At 71.8% G+C, this 19297-nt stretch carries 15 protein-coding genes and 2 pseudogenes; 6 read left to right on the top strand and 11 right to left on the bottom strand.

Annotated features, from left to right (window positions below; translation table 11 throughout):
- Positions 1-51: 51 nt before the first annotated feature.
- Entirely contained in the window at positions 52-2400 is a 2349-nt protein-coding gene (locus tag ABEB03_RS34300) for an excinuclease ABC subunit UvrA (RefSeq protein WP_345656755.1), read from the top strand.
- Positions 2401-2563: 163 nt separating this feature from the next.
- Here the strand turns inward: ABEB03_RS34300 and ABEB03_RS34295 are convergent, their stop codons facing one another.
- The 6 genes from ABEB03_RS34295 to ABEB03_RS34270 all read right to left on the bottom strand — a co-directional run bounded on the left by ABEB03_RS34295 (position 2564) and on the right by ABEB03_RS34270 (position 9120).
- Positions 2564-3367, bottom strand: coding sequence for a lysophospholipid acyltransferase family protein (locus ABEB03_RS34295; protein ID WP_345656851.1), 804 nt, complete (start codon positions 3365-3367; stop codon positions 2564-2566).
- 257 nt (positions 3368-3624) lie between these two features.
- A complete protein-coding gene (locus tag ABEB03_RS34290; protein WP_345656754.1) occupies positions 3625-4395 on the bottom strand; it encodes a GNAT family N-acetyltransferase in 771 nt (256 codons plus the stop codon).
- A 158-nt stretch (positions 4396-4553) separates the two neighbouring features.
- Complete coding sequence (locus ABEB03_RS34285; protein ID WP_345656753.1) at positions 4554-5579, bottom strand: hypothetical protein; 1026 nt, start codon at positions 5577-5579, stop codon at positions 4554-4556.
- 163 nt (positions 5580-5742) lie between these two features.
- Positions 5743-6492 carry a succinate dehydrogenase/fumarate reductase iron-sulfur subunit gene (locus ABEB03_RS34280; protein ID WP_345656752.1) on the bottom strand — a complete coding sequence of 250 codons (750 nt, stop codon included), beginning with the start codon at positions 6490-6492 and terminating at the stop codon, positions 5743-5745.
- Positions 6489-8447: a fumarate reductase/succinate dehydrogenase flavoprotein subunit gene (locus ABEB03_RS34275; RefSeq protein ID WP_345656751.1), complete on the bottom strand. Its 1959-nt coding sequence runs from the start codon at positions 8445-8447 to the stop codon at positions 6489-6491. The genes ABEB03_RS34280 and ABEB03_RS34275 overlap by 4 nt, the downstream gene beginning before the upstream one ends.
- A 1-nt stretch (position 8448) precedes the next feature.
- Positions 8449-9120: a succinate dehydrogenase gene (locus ABEB03_RS34270; RefSeq protein ID WP_345656849.1), complete on the bottom strand. Its 672-nt coding sequence runs from the start codon at positions 9118-9120 to the stop codon at positions 8449-8451.
- A 119-nt stretch (positions 9121-9239) separates the two neighbouring features.
- Here ABEB03_RS34270 and ABEB03_RS34265 point away from each other — a divergent pair, with 119 nt between their 5' ends.
- Positions 9240-10121, top strand: a complete 882-nt coding sequence (locus tag ABEB03_RS34265; RefSeq protein ID WP_143658545.1) for a LysR family transcriptional regulator — start codon at positions 9240-9242, stop codon at positions 10119-10121.
- Between the two features lie 111 nt (positions 10122-10232).
- Positions 10233-10337: pseudogene (locus ABEB03_RS34260) on the top strand (LysR family transcriptional regulator); the annotation flags it as partial.
- A gap of 55 nt (positions 10338-10392) precedes the next feature.
- Here ABEB03_RS34260 and ABEB03_RS34255 read toward each other — a convergent pair.
- The 4 genes from ABEB03_RS34255 to ABEB03_RS34240 form a co-directional block, all read right to left on the bottom strand.
- On the bottom strand, positions 10393-11172 hold the full coding sequence (locus ABEB03_RS34255) for an SDR family NAD(P)-dependent oxidoreductase (protein ID WP_345656749.1): 780 nt from the start codon (positions 11170-11172) through the stop codon (positions 10393-10395).
- Between the two features lie 92 nt (positions 11173-11264).
- Complete coding sequence (locus ABEB03_RS34250; protein ID WP_345656747.1) at positions 11265-13400, bottom strand: putative bifunctional diguanylate cyclase/phosphodiesterase; 2136 nt, start codon at positions 13398-13400, stop codon at positions 11265-11267.
- The gene (locus ABEB03_RS34245; RefSeq protein WP_345656746.1) at positions 13397-14209 is read right to left on the bottom strand and encodes an SAM-dependent methyltransferase; all 813 of its coding nucleotides are present in this window, start codon (positions 14207-14209) and stop codon (positions 13397-13399) included. The genes ABEB03_RS34250 and ABEB03_RS34245 overlap by 4 nt, the downstream gene beginning before the upstream one ends.
- A gap of 618 nt (positions 14210-14827) precedes the next feature.
- Entirely contained in the window at positions 14828-15772 is a 945-nt protein-coding gene (locus ABEB03_RS34240) for an SCO0930 family lipoprotein (protein ID WP_095938024.1), read from the bottom strand.
- Positions 15773-16516: 744 nt separating this feature from the next.
- Here ABEB03_RS34240 and ABEB03_RS34235 point away from each other — a divergent pair.
- The 3 genes from ABEB03_RS34235 to ABEB03_RS34225 all read left to right on the top strand — a co-directional run bounded on the left by ABEB03_RS34235 (position 16517) and on the right by ABEB03_RS34225 (position 18255).
- Entirely contained in the window at positions 16517-16717 is a 201-nt protein-coding gene (locus ABEB03_RS34235; RefSeq protein WP_345656745.1) for a hypothetical protein, read from the top strand.
- Positions 16718-16734: 17 nt separating this feature from the next.
- Positions 16735-17496: a bestrophin-like domain gene (locus ABEB03_RS34230; protein ID WP_345656744.1), complete on the top strand. Its 762-nt coding sequence runs from the start codon at positions 16735-16737 to the stop codon at positions 17494-17496.
- A 225-nt stretch (positions 17497-17721) separates the two neighbouring features.
- On the top strand, positions 17722-18255 hold the full coding sequence (locus tag ABEB03_RS34225; RefSeq protein ID WP_345656743.1) for a hypothetical protein: 534 nt from the start codon (positions 17722-17724) through the stop codon (positions 18253-18255).
- A 176-nt stretch (positions 18256-18431) separates the two neighbouring features.
- On the opposite strand, the pseudogene ABEB03_RS34220 reads toward ABEB03_RS34225, so the two are convergent.
- Positions 18432-18824: pseudogene (locus ABEB03_RS34220) on the bottom strand (hypothetical protein); the annotation flags it as partial.
- Positions 18825-19297: the final 473 nt, after the last annotated feature.

Genomic DNA, 19297 nt, shown 5'->3' with positions numbered 1-19297 from the left:
CCCCGAGCCGCGCCGCCGTCCCGGCCCCAAGGCCCCACAGGAGTTTCCCCGATGCCCATCCCCCACGGTTCCCACGACCCGTACGTCCGCGTCCGGGGCGCCAGCGAGCACAATCTGCGGGGCGTGGACGTCGACGTGCCGAGGGACGTGCTCGCCGTCTTCACGGGCGTGTCCGGTTCCGGGAAGTCGTCGTTGGCCTTCGGGACCATCTACGCGGAGGCGCAGCGCCGCTACTTCGAGTCGGTCGCGCCGTACGCGCGGCGGCTGATCCACCAGGTCGGCGCGCCGAAGGTCGGGGAGATCACGGGTCTGCCGCCCGCGGTGTCCCTCCAGCAGCGCCGGTCGACACCCACGTCGCGCTCGTCCGTCGGCACGGTCACCAACCTCTCCAACTCGCTGCGCATGCTGTTCTCCCGCGCCGGCGACTATCCGCCGGGCGCGGAGCGGCTCGACTCGGACGCCTTCTCGCCGAACACGGCGGCCGGGGCCTGCCCGGAGTGCCACGGGCTCGGACGAGTGCACCGTACGACCGAGGAGTTGCTGGTCCCCGATCCGTCGCTGTCGATCCGCGAGGGCGCGATCGCCGCGTGGCCGGGCGCCTGGCAGGGCAAGAACCTGCGGGACATCCTCGACACGCTCGGCCACGACGTGGACCGGCCCTGGCGGGAACTGCCCGCCCGGGAGCGGGAGTGGATCCTGTTCACCGACGAGCAGCCGGTCGTCACCGTGCACCCGGTGCGGGACGCTGAGCGGATCCAACGCCCCTATCAGGGCACGTACATGAGTGCCCGGCGCTATGTCATGAAGACCTTCTCCGACACCAAGAGCCCGACGCTCAGGGCGAAGGCGGAGCGGTTCCTGACCAGTGCTCCGTGTCCGGTGTGCGGCGGCAGCCGGCTGCGGGCCGAGGCGCTGGCGGTGACGTTCGCGGGGCACACCATCGCCGAGCTGGCCGCGCTGCCGCTGACCGAGCTGGGGCGCGCGCTGCACGGCGACGGAGAGGCGGCGCGGGTCCTCACCGACGACCTCAGGTCGCGTGTCGCGCCGGTCGTGGAGCTCGGCCTCGGCTATCTCAGCCTGGACCGGCCGGCCCCCACGCTGTCGGCGGGCGAACTCCAACGGCTGCGTCTGGCCACGCAGTTGCGCTCCGGCCTGTTCGGAGTCGTCTACGTCCTCGACGAGCCGTCCGCCGGGCTGCACCCCGCGGACACGGAGGCGCTGCTCACGGTCCTGGACCGGCTGAAGGGCGCGGGCAACTCGGTGTTCGTGGTGGAGCACCACCTCGACGTCGTCCGCGGCGCGGACTGGCTCGTGGACGTCGGTCCGCGTGCCGGTGAACACGGCGGGCAAGTGCTGCACAGCGGCCCGGTCGCGGACCTGGAGGGCGTGCCGGATTCGGCGACCGCCCGCTTCCTCTTCGACCGGTCCCCCGCGCCGGTACGCGAAATCCGCCCGGCCCGAGGCCAGTTGAAGGTGGGGCCGGTCACCCGGCACAACCTGAGCGGGGTCACCGCGGAGTTCCCTCTCGGTGTGTTCACCGCGGTGACCGGGGTGTCCGGATCCGGCAAGTCCACGCTGATCGGGGAAGTGACGGAGGAACTCGACGGGGTCGGGCGTCTGGTCAGGGTCGACCAGAAGCCCATCGGCCGCACTCCGCGCTCGAACCTCGCGACGTACACGGGGTTGTTCGACGTCGTGCGCAAGGTCTTCGCCGGGACGGACGGGGCCCGCCGTCGCGGCTACGGCGTCGGCAGGTTCTCCTTCAACGTCGCCGGGGGCCGCTGCGAGACCTGCCAGGGCGAGGGCTTCGTCAGCGTCGAGCTGCTGTTCCTGCCCAGCACCTACGCGCCGTGCCCGGACTGCGGCGGGGCGCGATACAACCCCGAGACCCTCGAAGTGACATACCGGGAAAGGAACATCGCCCAGATTCTCGACCTGACGGTGGAGGCGGCGGCCGGCTTCTTCGCGGACACCCCCGCCGTCGCCCGCAGTCTGGCCACGCTGCTCGACGTGGGCCTCGGCTATCTCCGCCTCGGCCAGCCCGCGACCGAGCTGTCCGGCGGCGAGGCCCAGCGCATCAAGCTGGCCGGCGAACTCCAACGGGTGCGCCGCGGACACACCTTCTACCTGCTCGACGAGCCGACCACCGGTCTCCACCCGGCCGACGTCGAGGTTCTGATGCGCCAGCTGCACGGTCTGGTCGACGCGGGCCACACTGTCGTGGTCGTCGAGCACGACATGTCGGTCGTCGCGGGCGCCGACTGGGTGATCGACCTCGGTCCCGGCGGTGGCGACGCGGGCGGCCACATCGTCGCGGCGGGACCGCCGGCGGAGGTGGCACGTTCCGCCGCCAGCCGCACCGCCCCCTATCTGGCACGGCAGTTGGTCAGCCCCGCTTGATCCGACCACGGACGGCGAGCACGGCGAGCCCCAGGAACACCGGTTCGGTGAAGCGGCTGATCATCTCGGTGTAGGTGCCCCAAGGTCCCCCGCACCCGCTTCGAGCGAATCGACACTGAAGCCGTCGACTCCAAATCACGTGCATCAAGCGGGAGTTGAGGAATCAGGGGTGGACCTCCGTCTGCGCCCGCACCCAGTCCGGCGCTCCTTGCGCCGCCGCGGCCAGGCCCCGGCGGTCCGGGTGGTTGCGGGACGCGATCGGTGGCCGTACCTCGACCTCGGCCACCAGGCCGCGTGTGGTGGCGACCCGCCACAGTGACGCGAGGAGCGAGTCGTCGCCGACGAACGCGGCCGCGGTGCTCTCCTCTCCCCCGCTCGACCGGTAGTGGACGCGCACCGGCTGCACGGGAGCTCCCGAGTCCAGCGCGGCCTGGAAGACGGCGCGCCGGAAGCGGCCCTGGGCGCGGCCGCACCAGGTGCTGCCCTCGGGGAAGGCGACGACGGCCGCACCGGCGTGCAGGGCCTCGGCGATGCGGGTCACCGTGCCGGGCAGCGCGCGGAGCCGGTCCCGTTCGATGAAGAGGGTGCCGCCGCGTGCGGCGAGGGCTCCCGCCACGGGCCAGGCCCGGACCTCGGTCTTGGCGAGCATCCGCGCCGGGCGGACCGCGGCGAGCAGCGGGATGTCGAGCCAGGAGATGTGGTTGGCCACGAGCAGCAGGCCACCGGTGGGCACGGCGGTCCCGGTGATCCTGGTCCGTACGCCGCCGGCCCGGACGACGGCCCGGCACCAGCGGCGGATCATCCGGTCCCGTGGCGCCGCCCGCATCCGGGCGATGCCCGGGGCGAGCAGGACCCCGGTGAGGACGACGGCCAGGACCGCGGCGAGCCGCAGCACGGCGCGGGGCACCGCGGTCCAGGACGCCGTCGACTGCACACAGGCCCCGGGAGAGCAGGGAGCGGTGGGCAGCCAGGCGCTGCCGGCGCCGGAGGGTGGTGCGGCGCCTCGGGCACCGCCTCGCTCCGGGGCGGCGGCTTCAGCACCGCCTCGCTCCAGGGCGGAGGCTCCGGCACCGCCCCGCTCCAGGGCACCCGGCGGCGGGGCGTCCGGCCGGGACCGGGGCCCGGGTGCGTCGGCGCGCGGCCGGTCCGGGCTCCCGGCACCCGGCCGGGCCGGGCCCGCGCCGAGTGTCCCCGGTCCCGGCGCTCCCACGTCGTGGGTGCTCATCACGCCGGGACGAGGGAGAGGAAGTGCCGCAGATAGCGCGGGTCGACCCGGCTCATCGGGAGCAGCACGTACAGGTCGGCGACCCCGAAGTCCGGGTCGTGGGCGGGCTCTCCGCAGACCCAGGCGCCGAGTCGCAGATAGCCGCGCAGCAGCGGGGGAAGCTCGGTGCGGGCGGGCCGGGTGACGCCCTCGGCGCTCCACGGCAGCAGGGGACGTACCCGGTGCTCCTCGGGTGCCAGGTGCCGGGTGCGGACTCGGTCCCAGGTGCCCGCGGCGAGGGTGCCGCCGTCGGCGAGCGGGATGGAGCAGCAGCCGGCGAGCCACTCGTGGCCGCCCTCGACCATGTAGCGGGCTATCCCCGCCCAGATGAGTCCGATGACGGTGCCGTCGCGGTGGTCGGGGTGCACGCAGGAGCGGCCCACCTCGACGAGCCCGGAGCGGATCGGGGCGAGCGGATCGAGGTCGAACTCGCTCTCCGAGTACAGCCGTCCGGCGATCGCGGCCCGCTCGGGCGGCAGCAGCCGGTAGGTGCCGACGACCTGGCCGGTCACCGTGTCCCGGACCAGCAGGTGGTCGCAGTACGCGTCGAAGGCGTCGACGTCGAGGCCCGGTTCCGGGGTGGACAGGAGGGCGCCCATCTCGTCGGCGAACACGTCGTGGCGCAGCCGCTGCGCGGCTCGCACGTCGGCCTCGTCGCGGGCCAGGGTGACGGTGTAGCGGGTGGGGGCGACGGACTGGGGCGGGGTGTCGAGGGTGGAAACGCCGGTCATGGCACTCTCCTGGTCACGGGCCGGTTCGGCGGCGCGGCGGGCGCGGACCAGCGGTGTTCGGTCCGTGCGCTCCTGTTCTTCCGATGCCGGTTGGCGTGCGCGTGACCTGTGCCAGGAGAGTGGATGTGGGGTTGTTGAACGCCGGGTCCCCGGCCCGGTCAGCCGTCCTTCGTCACGCACCCGGCGAGCAGGCGCCCGGCCTCCTCGGGGGCGAGCACCCGCTCCAGGACGAGGTCGCCCGTCATGTTCGGGAAGAACCGGCCCGAGGGCCAGCTCCGCTCGTAGGCCGGCGGGTCGAGGACGAGCAGGCGGACTCCGTCGACGACGGGGATGTCGCTGGGCGTGCCCTCGTTCCACACCCACTCCCCGGTGGGGGCGACGAGGTTGAAGGAGCCGGTGGTGTGCACCTGTCCGGGCTGGTCGCGGCAGACCGCGGCCTCCTGCGGGGACGGGGCCCGGCCGGGTATGTGGCCGCCGACGACGAGGACGTCGGCGACCAGCGTGTGCAGCTGGAAGTTGTCGCCGATGCCCCGCATGCGCATCGCGTAACCGGTTCCGGTCGGACGGTGCAGCACGATCAGCGGCTCGTCGAGGACCAGCAGGGCGTACGTCAGGCACTTGAAGTGGTGTCCGGACGCCTCCTCGACGGTCCGCGTGGCCCGCAGCAGCCGGTTGCGCAGGGCGCTGTCGAGGGCGCCGCGCACCCCGGCGTGGTTCAGCATGGCGACGGACGCCATCTCGAACTGGGGCAACGTCATCCAGGCCAGGGCCGGTTCCGCTCCGACGCGGTCGAAGAGCGCCGGGTCCGGCGCACCGCCCTCCGGGTCGGGGAAGTCCCCTCCGCCGGTCTCCTCCCAGCGTTCGCAGAATTCACCGGCGGCGGCGAGCGTCTCGGCGAGTTCCGCGAAGACGTGCGGCGCGCAGGGCCCGGCGTCGGCACCGCGCTCCACGCAGGCCCCGACGAGCACGGCCACGGTGCCGCGCGGCCCCGGGGGCACTTCGGGCAGCAGCGCGGCCAACAGCGGTGCCGCCCGGCCTACTTCCCGCTCCCCCGCGTCCCCGAACTGCCGGTACAACTCTCCGAACGCGCGTTCCGAACGGTCGACGTCCCGTTCGCGCACAGCGGCCTCGAAGTCCGTGACGGCTTCGAGGAACCGCTCCCTCCCGTTGTTGTCGAAGATCATGCCGGCAGCCTACCGACGGCAGGGGGCCTGGCGGGACCGGCTACCGAGGGCAGGGGGTGCCTGGCGGGACCGGCTAGCGACGGCAGGGGGTGCCTGGCGGGACCGGGGATGAGCACCACTCCCGGTCCCGCCCGTCCGCACCCTTACGGCGAACGGCGTACGGCTAGCGCTTGCCCGACGAGCGGGTCGCGCGCAGCCACTCCTTGTTCATGCTGGTGATGGAGAACAGCGGGATGCCCTTGGGGCACGCCGTCGCACACTCCCCGGCGAGCGTGCAGCCGCCGAAGCCCTCCTCGTCCATCTGGGCCACCATGTCGAGCACCCGCGACTCGCGTTCGGGCGCGCCCTGCGGGAGCACGTTGAGGTGGTTGATCTTGGCGGAGGTGAAGAGCATGGCCGCGCCGTTGGGGCAGGCGGCGACGCAGGCACCGCAGCCGATGCACTCGGCGTGCTCGAAGGCGAAGTCCGCGTCCGGCTTGGGCACAGGCGTGGCGTGGGCCTCCGGCGCGGCGCCGGTGGGGGCGGTGATGTAGCCGCCGGCCTGGATGATGCGGTCGAAGGCGGAGCGGTCGACGACGAGGTCCTTGACGACCGGGAAGGCCGAGGCCCGCCAGGGTTCGATGTCGATGGTGTCGCCGTCCTGGAAGGACCGCATGTGCAGCTGGCAGGTGGTGGTGCGTTCGGGGCCGTGCGCGTCGCCGTTGATGACGAGCGAGCAGGCGCCGCAGATGCCTTCGCGGCAGTCGTGGTCGAAGGCGACCGGGTCCTCGCCCTTGAGGATGAGTTCCTCGTTGAGGGTGTCGAGCATCTCCAGGAAGGACATGTCGGCCGAGATGTCGTCCACCTGGTACGTGGACATGGCGCCTTCGGCGTCGGCGTTCTTCTGCCGCCAGACGCGCAGGGTGAGCTTCATGCGTAGCTCCGCTGGGTGGGGTGGACGTACTCGAAGACGAGGTCTTCCTTGTGCAGGACGGGTGACTGGCCCGTCTCGGTGAACTCCCAGGCCGCCGCGTAGGAGAACTCCTCGTCCTTGCGGGCGGCCTCGCCGTCCGGGGTCTGGGACTCCTCACGGAAGTGCCCGCCGCACGACTCGGAGCGGTGCAGCGCGTCGAGGCACATCAGCTCGGCGAGTTCGAGGTAATCGACGACGCGGTTGGCCTTCTCCAGCGACTGGTTGAACTCCTCGCCGGTGCCGGGGACCTTGATGCGCCGCCAGAACTCCTCGCGGATCTGCGGGATCCGCTCCAGCGCCTTGCGCAGTCCGGTCTCGGTGCGGGCCATGCCGCAGAACTCCCACATCAGTTCGCCGACTTCGCGGTGGAAGGAGTCCGGGGTGCGGTCGCCGTCGACGGCGAGGAGCAGCCGCAGCCGGTCCTCGGTCTCGGCCAGCACCTCCTGGACGGCCGGGTGTTCGTCGGTCACCTCGTCGTGGTGGGGGTTGCGGGCGAGGTAGTCGTTGATCGTCGAGGGCAGGACGAAGTAGCCGTCGGCGAGGCCCTGCATCAGAGCGGAGGCGCCGAGGCGGTTCGCGCCGTGGTCGGAGAAGTTGGCCTCGCCGATCGCGAACAGGCCCGGGACGGTGGTCTGGAGGTCGTAGTCGACCCACAGCCCGCCCATCGTGTAGTGCACGGCGGGGTAGATCCGCATCGGCACCGTGTACGGGTCCTCGGCGGTGATCCGGGCGTACATGTCGAAGAGGTTGCCGTACTTCTCCTCGACCGCCTTGCGGCCCATCCGCCGGATGGCGTCCGCGAAGTCGAGGTACACGCCCTGGCCGCCGGGGCCGACACCACGACCCTCGTCGCAGACGTTCTTCGCGGCACGGGAGGCGATGTCCCGGGGCACGAGGTTGCCGAAGGACGGGTAGATGCGCTCCAGGTAGTAGTCGCGCTCCTCCTCCGGGATCTCGCCCGCCGGGCGGGTGTCGCCCTTCGCCTTCGGCACCCAGATGCGCCCGTCGTTGCGCAGCGACTCGCTCATCAGCGTCAGCTTGGACTGGTGGTCGCCGGTGCGCGGGATGCAGGTCGGATGGATCTGGGTGAAGCACGGGTTGGCGAAGTACGCGCCGCGCCGGTGCGCCCGCCAGATCGCGGTCGCGTTCGAGTTCATCGCGTTCGTCGACAGGTAGAACACATTGCCGTAGCCGCCGGAGGCGAGGACCACGGCGTCCGCGAAGTACGTGTCGATGCGGCCGGTGATCAGGTCGCGGGCCACGATGCCGCGCGCCCGTCCGTCGATCACGATCAGGTCGAGCATCTCGGTCCGCGGGTGCATCTCCACGTTGCCCGCGGCGATCTGCCGGGACAGTGCCTGGTAGGCGCCGAGCAGTAGTTGCTGGCCCGTCTGGCCGCGGGCGTAGAAGGTGCGGGAGACCTGGACGCCGCCGAAGGACCGGGTGTCGAGGAGGCCGCCGTACTCGCGGGCGAAGGGCACGCCCTGCGCCACGCACTGGTCGATGATCTCCACGGAGATCTGCGCCAGCCGGTGCACGTTGGACTCCCGCGCCCGGAAGTCGCCGCCCTTGACGGTGTCGTAGAAGAGGCGGTGGACGGAGTCGCCGTCGTTGCGGTAGTTCTTCGCCGCGTTGATACCGCCCTGCGCGGCGATCGAGTGGGCCCGGCGCGGCGAGTCCTGGTAGCAGAACTGGACGACGTGGTAGCCCTGTTCGGCCAGCGTCGCGCCCGCGGATCCGCCCGCGAGACCGGTGCCCACGACGATCACGGTGTGCTTGCGGCGGTTGGCCGGGTTCACGAGCTTGGCCTCGAAGCGGCGGGTGTCCCAGCGTTCGTCGACCGGGCCCTGCGGAGCCTTGGCGTCGGCGACCGGTTCACCGGTGCGGTACGCGGAGTATTCGGACGATACGGTCATGTCAGCTCACCACTCCGGTCATGACTCCGACGGGTACGGCGATGAAGCCCGCCGTCAGCACCAGCGCGAGGACGTTCGCGCCGGCCTTGAGGGCGCGGTCGCGGCTGCGGCGGCCGGCGCCGAGGGTCTGTGCCGCGCTCCAGAAGCCGTGCCTGATGTGCAGGCCGAGCGCTAGCATCGCGACGATGTAGACGACGTTGCCGTACCAGGTGGAGAAGGTGTCCACGACGTTCTGGTACGGGTGGCCCTCCTGGAAGCCGCCGGAGTGCACCGTGCCGGTCGTCAGGTCCATGAGGTGCCAGACGATGAACAGGCCGAGGATGATCCCGCCCCAGCGCATGGTGCGCGTGGCGTAGCTCGTCCGGGCCTTCTTGTGCACGTACTTGCTGGGGCGCGCCTTGATGTCGCGGCGGCTGAGCTGGTACGCGGAGACGGCGTGCGCGACGACCGCGACGACCAGCGCCACGCGAAGGACCCAGAGGGTCCACTCGTAGTGCATGACGGGTTCGCCGAGGGTGCGCAGCCAGTGGGCGTAGTGATTGAACTCGCCGGCCCCGAAGAAGATCTTCAGGTTCCCGATCATGTGGGCCACCAGGTAGAGCAGCATGATCAGGCCGCTGACCGCCATCACGGTCTTCTTGCCGACGGAGCTGTCCCACACGGTACGCGCCAAGGACGGCCGTCGGTCCGTCCGCGTTGCCAGAGCCATGCCGTCGAAGCTAGGGCCCACAGGGCCGATCGGTCCAAGACATGGTCCAGCTTGTTTCCATAGGCATGGACTATCGTCGAGGTATGCAGTTCCAGCAGCTCCAGTACTTCGTGGCGGTCGCCGAGACCCGGCACTTCACCCGCGCCGCCGATCTCGTCCATGTGGCGCAGCCGTCCCTGTCCCAACAGATCAAGGCGCTGGAGCGGGAGCTCGGGGCGGACCTGTTCCAGCGGGCGCGCGGGAACATCACGCTGACGGACGCGGGCGAGGCGCTGCTGCCGCTGGCCCGGCGCATCCTCGCCGACGCGGACACGGCCCGGCACGAGGTGCAGGAACTGGCCCAGCTGCGCAGCGGCCGGGTCCGCCTCGGTGCCACCCCCAGCGTGTGCACCGGCCTGCTCCCCGATGTGCTGCGCGCCTTCCACGACCGGTATCCGGGCATCCGGCTGCTCATCGAGGAGGGCGGCTCGCACGATCTCGTACGGGAACTCGCGCGCGGCGCCCTGGACCTCGCCCTGGTCGTCCTTCCCCTCCCGACGCCGTCTCCCGCGCTGACCACCCTGGAGCTGCTGCGCGAGGACCTGGTGGTGGTGTCGTCGCCGGACGCACCCGCGCCGGGCACCGGCCGTACGGTGCGCATCGCCGACCTCGAGGGCGAGCGCCTCGTCATGTTCCGGCACGGCTACGACCTGCGGGAACTGACCGTGGCCGCCTGTCGTGCCGAGGGCTTCGAGCCCGACTTCGCCGTCGAGGGCGGCGAGATGGACGCCGTGCTCGGCTTCGTCCGTGCGGGACTCGGCGTGGCCGTCGTCCCGCGCATGGTCGCCACGCGGTCCGGGCGGGGGCTGCGGGTGACCCCGCTGGCCCGGCCCGGACTGCACCGGACGATCGCGCTCGCCCACCGCAGCGACGTGGCTCCGCCCCGGGCGGCGCGGGAGCTCCAGCGGATGCTGCTGGAGCGCTGACGGGCGGACCTGCCGCCCGGAGGCGGGCCCGGCCGCGGCAGGACCGCGGGGGTCGGCGGGCGGGGCGGTCCTGCGGGGCGGTCACCGGCCGAAGTCAGGCGGGCGAGGTCGGCGGCCGGGGCGGCGCTGCCGCCGACCCGGCGCATCCCCGCCGACGCGGACACGGCCCGGCACGAGGTGCAGGAACTGGCCCAGCTGCGCAGCGGCCGGGTCCGTCACCGGCCGAGGACGGGCCCGCGGGGCCGGCGGGCGGGGCACGCCCACCGAGCGGTCACCGGGTGGGAATGAACCCTCCGTCGATGACCAGGTCGCTTCCGGTGATGTTGCGTGCGCGGTCGCCCGCCAGGAAGAGCACGGTCTCCGCGACCTCCGAGGGCAGCGAGAAGCGGCCGGTGACCGTGGCGGCGGAGGCCTGTGCGACGACGTCGTCCGGCGTGATCCCGGCGGCCGAGGAGACGGTCGCGGCCACTCCGTCGCCACCGAGCCACAGCTCGGTCTCCACCGGCCCCGGACTGACCGTGTTGACCCGGATGCCCCGCGGCCCGACCTCCTTCGACAGCGCTTTGGAGAAGGCGACGAGGGCGGCCTTGCTCGCGCTGTAGTCGATCACCAGGGGGTCGGGCAGGGTGGCGTTGACCGAGGCGACCGTCACCACGGAACCCTCGCCCGCGTCCAGCATCACCGGCAGGGCGGCCCGGGTGACCCGTACGGCCGTCAGCAGATTGAGGTCGACGACGCGCTGCCAGTCCTCGTCGGTCACCGACAGGAAGCCGCCGGTACGGGCCGGGGCGGCGCCGACGTTGTTCACCAGGACGTGGATCCGCCCGTCCGCGGCGGCGACCAGGCGCTCGGCGGCGTCCGGTTCGGCCAGGTCGGCCGGGACCCAGACGACCGAGCCCTGCTCGACCAGCGCGTCCAGTTCCTTCGTCGTGGTCCGGGATCCGGCGACGACCCTCGCTCCCGCGCCGGCGAGCGCCTCGACGATCGCCAGCCCGATGCCCTTGCTGGCACCGGTCACCACGGCGGTCCGGCCCTCGAGTTCCTTGCCCATGCCGCTCAGCTCCTGCCCGTGGGGGTGTGCCGGGAGTCGGGGCGCCCGCACCTGGCCGCCCCGTTCCAGAAGACCACGGCACGCGCGCGGTCTCAGCCCGTGGCGTCCACCAGCGCCAGCTCGTGCAGCCGCTCCGGCGGTCCCGGGCGGGCGTAGTACCAGCCCTGGGCGGTGTCGCAGCCCAGTATCCGAAGCTGTTCGGCCTGCGCGCCCGTCTCCACGCCCTCGACCGTGACCGCGAGGTCGAGGGAGTGGGCGAGGGACACGATGCCCTCGACGATCTTCAGGTCGACGGGGTCCGCGGGGAACTGCTGCATGCCCTGGGTGAAGGATCGGTCCAGCTTGAGGATGCTCACGGGCAGCCGGCGCAGGTTGGCGAGGTTCGAGTAGCCCGTGCCGAAGTCGTCCAGGGCGATGTCGACGCCCATCTCGGCGAGCCGGCGCAGCGGCTTCAACAGGTCGTCGTCGGCGCCGATCAGCGCGGACTCGGTGACCTCCAGGCACAGCGCGTCGGCGTCGAGTCCCTCGCGCTCCAGGATGTCGACCGTGTCCTGCACCAGGCCGGGGTGGGTCAGCTGGCACGGCGACAGATTGACGTTGATCCGCAGCGGGCCGGCGCCGCCATGGCGTTCCTGCCACGCGCGGGCCTGGCGCACGGACTGCTCCAGGACCCAGCGGCCCAGCGGCACGATCAGGCCGGTGTGCTCGGCGAGCGGGATGAACCGGTCGGGGCCGAGGACGCCGTGCTGCGGGTGCAGCCAGCGCACCAGCGCCTCGGCGCCGCGGACACTGCCGTCGCCGAGGTGCACGAGCGGCTGGTACTCGATGAAGAACTCGCCCCGGTCCAGGGCCGCGGGCAGCGCGGTGGTCAGTCCGTGCCGGGTGATGGCGCGGGCGTCGGCCTCGGGGTCGGCCAGCTCGAAGCGGTTGCCGCCCGCGGACTTGGCCCGGTACATCGTGATGTCGGCGCTGCGCAGCACCTCGGCGGGACCGCGTTCCCCGGCCGGTCCCTCGACGATGCCGATGCTGCCGCGCACGGTCAGCTCGCGGCCGTCGATGCTGATCGGCGTGACGAGGGCGTTCATGATCCGCCCGGCGAGTTCGTCGACCTCGTGCTCGGTACCGGGGCCGGTGGTGAGCGCGACGAACTCGTCGCCGCCGAGCCGGGCGACCATCTCGCCGGGGGCGGTCGCGCAGGACTGCAGCCGGTCGGCGACCTCGACGAGCAGCCGGTCCCCGGCCGCGTGCCCGAGGCTGTCGTTGATGGTCTTGAAGCCGTCGAGGTCGAGGTAGCACAGGCCGAAGCGCTGGCCGTCGCCCGCGGACAACGCCTTCTCCAGGCGCTCGAAGAAGAGGGTGCGGTTGGGCAGTCCGGTGAGCGCGTCGTGCGTGGCCTCGTAGCGCAGCCGCAGATTGAGCAGCCGCCGCTCGGTGGTGTCCTCCATCAGCGCCAGCTGGTACTGGGGTTCGCCGTCCGCGTCGCGCAGCAGGGAGACCGTCAGATTGGTCCACAGGGCCGTGCCGTCGGGCCGGTAGAAGGCCTTTTCGACGTGGTAGTGCTCGCGCTCGCCGCGGACCAGTTCCTCGTACAGCCGCCAGACCTGGGGAGCGTCCTCGGGGTGGGTCCACTCGGGGACCTTGCGGCCGAGCATCAGCTGCTCGGAGCCGCCGAACATGCGCAGCAGCGCCCCGTTGACCTGGAGGACGTTGCCCTCCAGGTCGGCGATGCCGATTCCTATGGCCGCGCCTTCGAAGACCGCGCGGAAGCGGGCCTCGCTGGCGTGCAGCGCCTCGGCCACCGCGCTCCTCGCGCTCAGCGCCGCCCGGGAGATGGCTTCCTGTTCGGCGAGGGTCCGCTCCCGCAGGGCCTGCGCGAAACCGGCGGCCATGGCGTGCTGGAGCCGCGCGGACCGGGTCCGCAGCGCCTCCTGCGGCCCGTCCTCTCCGCAGTACAGCACCAGATAGGCGTCGACGCAGTCGAGCGCGCGGCTGAGCGCCTCAGGGTCCGTGCAGTGTGCGGCCACGAGCGCGGCGCCGACCGCATGGCCCTCGGCCGCCTCGAAGGTCCGGGCCCGCAGCGCGTCGCTCAGCCGCCGGGCCAGCGGGACCAGCAGTTGTTCGAACTCGGGCCGGGTCAGCGATGTCGAGGTCACCGGGAACACCGCCCGGCTCCAGATCGTCGCGAACCGGCGCAGTCTGTCTTCCGGCCCGTCCGGCTCGGCGGTCACGCGGTGCGCCCCACGCCGCCGAACCCGGAGAAGGAATAGGGATCCTCGTCCTCCGGTGCCGTGTCGGGCCTCCAGTCCGGCATCGGCACCAGTCCGGGTTCCACCATGTCGTACCCCTCGAAGAACCGCGCGATCTGTTCGCGCGAGCGCATGATCAGCGGATTGCGGATGTTCTTGTAGACGTCGACCGCGCCTTCGGCCCGCTCCGGCGGGAGCGGAATCCCCTCGTACGAGGCGTGCGTGACGATGAGCAGGCTGCCCGGCGCGAGCGCGTCGCGCAGCTCCGCCACCGCTCCGTACGGGTCGTCCGCGTCTTCCACGAAGTGAAGTATGGCAACGAGAAGCAGGGCGACCGGCCGGTTCAGGTCGATCAGCCGCTGGAGCTGAGGGCTCGCCAGGATCTCGTGGGGCTTGAGCAGATCGGCGGCGAGGACGTCCGCGTCGTCGTTGTCCCGCAGTACGGCCTCGCTGTGCGCGACGGCCACCGGGTCGTGGTCGACGTAGAGGACGTGTGCGCCGGGCCTCGCCGACTGGGCGACCTCGTGGACGTTTCCGAAGGTGGGAATGCCCGAACCGATGTCCAGGAACTGGTCGATGCCCTCGTCCGCGGCGAAGCGCACGGCACGGCGCATGAACGCGCGGTTCGCCTGCATGATCTTGGGAAGTCCCGGCATGAACTCCATCGCCTTGCGTGCCGCTTCCCGGTCGACCTCGAAGTTGTGCGAACCGCCCAGGTAGTAGTCATACATACGGGACACGCTCGGCATCGAGATGTCAATGCTGCGGGGGGCCCAGGCGGGACGCTCCATCTATCTCTCCAAGGCGTAGGCGACGGCGTAGGCGATCCGGTGTTCGAGCTGAGGCTACTGATCGCCCGCCAAACGGGCGAGCCAAAACGGAAATTGACCATCCGTTCCCGGTCACTGCCTCCGGCAAGTGCCGAATTGACGTCCCGCGAACCGCTCACGAACAAGCGGTGCGCCGCCCCTGCGAAATCGCTCCGAAGCATTCCAAAAAGCTCGGAGGAGTGACGAAGCGTGGTCGCGCCGTCCGAAGAGTCGCGGTGATCGGCCGCTGCACCGACGGCCATTCACCGTCGGCCGGAGATCACGGAAATCTTTGAAATCCGGACGGACTCCGTCAACTTCCTTCGGCGCACGGACTCCGCCGACACCCGGTGCCGATCGGCCGCCTCCGTGTGCTGCCCGAGCACGCCCGACCGGCCGCACCGGCACCGCCACGGGCACGGACACGGGCACGGGCACGGGCACGCCGAACGGTCCGCCCCCTCCGTTGCGGTGCGGAGGGGGCGGACCGAGGTCGCGCGCGCTGTTCCGTTGGTCCGGCACACTTGCCTGTCTGCGTCCACTCCCTTCCGCGTTCCGTTGTTCTCTGGGCGAGACGATCGACCCTGGGGAGGTGATCAACTACTTCTGCGCGCCGACCGGCTTTCCGTCGGGGGCGACGGCGTACCAAGTGCCGCCCACGCCCTGACCGTTGGTGTCACCGGGAGCCTTGTCCCCGGAGAAGGTGTAGATGGGCCAGCAGTTGACGGTCATCTGCTTGATGCCGTCCGGGCGGGTGAAGGGCATGAGGCCCTTCTTCTTGACGCCCTTGGTGTCGTTCTCGGCGACCGGCGCGACGGCCGGCCACTTCTCCAGGCAGGCACCGGTGCAGGCCGACTTGGAGACGGGCCAGGCCTGGTCCTTCATGAATCGGTAGACGGTCATGCCGTTCTTGTCGACGATGATGTCGCCGAGCTTCGGATCCTTGTGGACGGAGAGGCCGGGCAGGTCGGCCAGCGTCGCCTTCTTGCCGTCGGGGGCGGAGGCGTACCAAGTCCCGCCGACGGCCTGGCCGTTGGTGTCCCCGGCCTTGGTGTCCTTTGCATAGCGGTACATCGGCCAGCCGCCGATGGTCAGCTGCTTCGTGCCGTCCGAGCGGGTCACCTCGCCGAGCAGGGCCTTGTCCACACCGGTCGCCGCCTCGGCGCCCTCGGCGGGCACGGGCGGCCAGGCCTTCGCGCAGTCGCCGTCACAGCTCGACTTGGGCGGCTCGGCCGTGTCCTTGTCGAAGCGGTACAGGGTGAAGCCGGCGCTGTCGGTGAGCACCTTGCCGAGCTTCGTGCTTTCGGTGACATCGAGCTGACCTGCGGATTCCGCCTGGGCCGCGGCGCTCTGCTGGTCCTTGGAATCGGCGCCGTAGCCGTTGCCGACAGTGGTGCCGGTCCCGTAATCACCCGCGGCGGCGGTCGCACCCACGTTCTGGCTGCCCGTCGACTGGGCGCCCTGATCCTGACCGCACGCCGTCGTGAGCGCCAGCACGGCCGCAGCTGTCGCTACGAGCGAGGCGCTCCGCCAGGAGGTCTTCATTGGTAACTCCCGCTGTTCGCATAAGTGTTGCAGCGCCCTGCTGCGCCGCGCATGGCCCTAGGTACGGGCGGGGGTGGCGGGAGTGTTCAACCGGCTCACAAAATTCTTTCCGGAACCTGTGACGCGGTGTGCGCTCCGGCGCGCGAGCGCGCATGTCACCGGCGCGCTCCGCCCGTGTTCGGGCGCGGGCGTGCGGACCCGGTGCGCCCGCCCCGCCCGCGCCGCCCTGGCGCACCTGTACGGACCCGTCCGGGCCGCCCCTCCCCGCCGTCAAACCGCGACAGGGCAGGCGTCCCCCCTTCGGGGCATTCCCCCGGCACTCCGGCGTGGCCGGGCCGCGATCGCTCCATGATCTCGGTCGTGCATGGACCTCCGCGGACCCGATCCGCCCTCGTCATACGGGTGCTGACGCTGCTGACGCTCACCTGGATCCTCGCCGGGGCGCCGAGCGGCACGGCCTCGGCCGATGCCTGTGCGTACGCCTCGACCGGCCCGGACGGAACCACGGCGGTGGCCGCCGCGGGAAGCGGCGCGGTCGCCGTGGCCGGGGACACCGCCTGGTGCCCGACCCCCACGCCGACGCCGCCCTGCCCGCCCACACCCACGCCGACTCCGACACCCACGCCGAAGCCCACCCCGCCCCCGAAACCGACGCCTCCGCCGAAGCCGGCACCCCCGCGTCCCCCGAAGCCGGACCCACCGCCTCCGCCGCCCCCGCCTCCTCCCGCGCCGGAGCCACGGCCCGTGGTGCGACGGCCCGCTCCCCCGCCGGCGCCGAAGCCGCCGCCCGAGCGCCCCGAGCCGTCGCCGACGCCGGTGAGTTATCCGGCGTACCACGCCGCGCCGCACAAGCACCCACCGCGCAGTGGGCCGTCGCTCGTCTCGCTCACCCTGCTCATCACCGCGCCCGCGGTGCTCGCCGTCGCGGCGCTGCGCCCGCGCTGACCCCCCAGGAGGCAACCTTGTCGGATTGGCTTGTTCTCGCCCTCGCGATGGCGGCCGCGTGCGTCGTCGTACTCATCGTGGTCCTCGTGCGCCATCGAAGGGCCCGCGAGGACGAGGATCCGTCCGAGACACCGGACGTCATCGAGTACATGACGATGATGATCGGCGTGGTGTACGCCATCGTCCTCGGGCTGGCCATCGCGGGTGTCTGGGAGGCCCGGGGCGCCGCGCAGGACCATGTGCAGGCGGAGGCCCAGGCCCTGCACGAGATCTCGGAACGGGTCCGCGTCTATCCGCCCGAGGTGCGCGACCGCGTCCGTGACGACGTCAACGCCTATGCCGGCCACGTCGTCACGACCGAGTGGAAGGCGATGGAAAAGGGCCGGATGACCGCCGAGGGCGGCCGGCTCCTCGACCGCATCCGCCAGGACGTCACCGACTACGAGCCGAAGTCGGACTTCGAGGCCCAGGCCTACCAGCCGCTCGTCGACCAGGTCACGGCGGCGGACGCCGCGCGCAACGCCCGCGCCGACGCGACCGGGGCGACCATGCCGGGCGTGGTGTGGTTCGGGCTGATCACCGGCGCCCTGGTGACCGTCGGGATGGTGTTCGCGCTGCAGATCCGGCGCACCGCCCGGGAACTGATCCTCGCCGGGCTGTTCTCCGCGCTGATCGCCTTCCTGCTCTTCCTGATCTGGGACTTCGACGCGCCCTACAGCAGAGGGATCGCCGCCTCGGCGGAGCCGTTCACCGCACTGTTCCCGCACCTGACCGGGTGACGGAACCCCGACGACCACCACGCGGCCGGAGGCCGGGAGCCACGCCGCTCCCGTCCCCCGGCCGTACGTACGTCATCCCCCGTTCGGCCCACACGACTGACCCGTTCGCGCGACTGCGATCGCGCCCGTGCGCACCCTTTCCTAGCGTTTCGTCCCGTCGAGGCGCATTTCCGACGCGAGCGGAACGGTCCGCAGCGAGGCTCCTCGGGACCCGGAGGCTTCACCATGCACGCGATACGCGTCGCGTCGGCCGCACTGCTCGGCGTGACCTTCCTGGCCTGCACGGCACCCGCCGCGCTCGCCGACGACGGCAGCGACTCGAACATCACGCCGTTCGGTTTCGCCGTCCAGCCCTCGACGGTCGTCGCGGGCGGCCAGGTCTCGCTCCAGCTGAAGCGGGACAGCGGCGGCTGCAGCGGCGCGGCCACGGTCTCCTCGGGCGTCTTCGACACCGTCAGCATCCCCGCGGCGCAGTCGTCCGCCACCGTCGTGGTCGACCGGAACGCCAAGCCGGGTGCCGTGTACGAGGTGACGTTCTCCTGCGGCGGCACGACCGGTCACACGGACCTCGCCATCGCGGGCGGCGGTTCGGCCGACGTGACGACCGTCCCCGCGCAGCAGGGCGTCGACGCCGGTGTCGGCGGCAGCAGCGACGGCTTCGACCTCCGGGAGATCGGCCTGGGAGCGGCTCTCGTCACCGGTTCCATCGGCGCCGCGTGGTACGTGGCGCGCCGCCGCGCCACGCCCGACAACTCATGACGGGCTCCGAGGGCCCCACGGCCGGAGCGGCAGGACCCTCCGCCCCGGCCGCCCTGTCGGGGGCATCCGGGGCGGAGGGCTGTCACATGCGGTCTCCGCGCGGGCCGACGGGTCCCGGAGGAGGACGGACGGTCTCCGAAGGGGGACGGGACCGGTTCTCTTCCGGGGGACGCCGGTCAGATCTTCTTCTCGGACCTGCGGCGCAGCCAGAAGACGCCGCCGCCGATCACCGCCGAGGCCACCAGACCGCCGCCGATCGCCATGTCGGCGGGCGCCGCACCGGTGGTGCTGCCACCGAGGCCACCGCGCACACCGCCGATGACGGTGTAGGCGTTCGGGCGGGTCAGCGCGCCCACACCGACGCAGTTGACGGTGATGTCGTACGGGCCGGGGCGCGCGTCACGGTTCACGGTCGCCGTTCCGCTCGCCGTGTCGTTGTTGCCGGGGACCCGGGCGAGGGTGGCGCGCCCGAATCCGGGCGAGGTCATGGTGCCGCCGTTGCGGCATCCGTCGACCGTCACCGTCAGCCGGCCCCCGGCTGCGATGACGTTGGGCTGGGCGACGATGTTCCGCGAGCCGCCCCCGTGGTTGTTGCCGAACCCGTTGTTGTTGCCGAAGCCGTTGTTGCCCCCGTGGTTGTTGTCGAACCCGTTGTTGTTGTTGAAGCCGTTGTTGTTCCCGTGGTTGTTGTTGAAGCCGTAGTTGTTGTTGAAGCCGTTGTTGAAGCCGTAGTTGTTGTTGAACCCGTTGTTGTTGCCGAATCCGTAGTTGAACCCCGGCACGAAGCCGTTGCCCGGCACGACGCCGGTGCCGGGCACGACGCCCACGATGGTGCCGTTCTGGTTGCCCGTGCCGCCGCCCACGATGGTGCCGTTCTGGGTGCCCGTGCCGCCGCCCATACCGTCGGCGAGAGCCGCCGGGGCGACTGTCCCGAGGAGTGCGGCCGCGGCGGCCGAGGCCGCCAGGGCGCGTGCGTTGCGCATGTGATCCTCCGCGGAAGACGCCCCGGGAACCGTCCCCGGTGGATCGGCGAGACAGCGCC

The sequence above is a fragment of the Streptomyces siamensis genome (assembly GCF_039543605.1).
GTDB classification, from domain to species: Bacteria; Actinomycetota; Actinomycetes; order Streptomycetales; family Streptomycetaceae; genus Streptomyces; species Streptomyces siamensis.
This window is presented reverse-complemented; position numbering and strand designations above follow the sequence as displayed.

Excerpts from the sequence above, each read along its gene's own strand:
- ABEB03_RS34300 (WP_345656755.1), top strand. The coding sequence starts at position 52 with ATGCCCATCCCCCACGGTTCCCACGACCCGTACGTCCGCGTCCGGGGC.
- ABEB03_RS34290 (WP_345656754.1), bottom strand. The coding sequence starts at position 4,395 with ATGACCGGCGTTTCCACCCTCGACACCCCGCCCCAGTCCGTCGCCCCC.
- ABEB03_RS34285 (WP_345656753.1), bottom strand. The coding sequence starts at position 5,579 with ATGATCTTCGACAACAACGGGAGGGAGCGGTTCCTCGAAGCCGTCACG.
- ABEB03_RS34280 (WP_345656752.1), bottom strand. The coding sequence starts at position 6,492 with ATGAAGCTCACCCTGCGCGTCTGGCGGCAGAAGAACGCCGACGCCGAA.
- ABEB03_RS34275 (WP_345656751.1), bottom strand. The coding sequence starts at position 8,447 with ATGACCGTATCGTCCGAATACTCCGCGTACCGCACCGGTGAACCGGTC.
- ABEB03_RS34265 (WP_143658545.1), top strand. The coding sequence starts at position 9,240 with ATGCAGTTCCAGCAGCTCCAGTACTTCGTGGCGGTCGCCGAGACCCGG.
- ABEB03_RS34255 (WP_345656749.1), bottom strand. The coding sequence starts at position 11,172 with ATGGGCAAGGAACTCGAGGGCCGGACCGCCGTGGTGACCGGTGCCAGC.
- ABEB03_RS34245 (WP_345656746.1), bottom strand. The coding sequence starts at position 14,209 with ATGGAGCGTCCCGCCTGGGCCCCCCGCAGCATTGACATCTCGATGCCG.
- ABEB03_RS34240 (WP_095938024.1), bottom strand. The coding sequence starts at position 15,772 with ATGAAGACCTCCTGGCGGAGCGCCTCGCTCGTAGCGACAGCTGCGGCC.
- ABEB03_RS34225 (WP_345656743.1), top strand. The coding sequence starts at position 17,722 with ATGCACGCGATACGCGTCGCGTCGGCCGCACTGCTCGGCGTGACCTTC.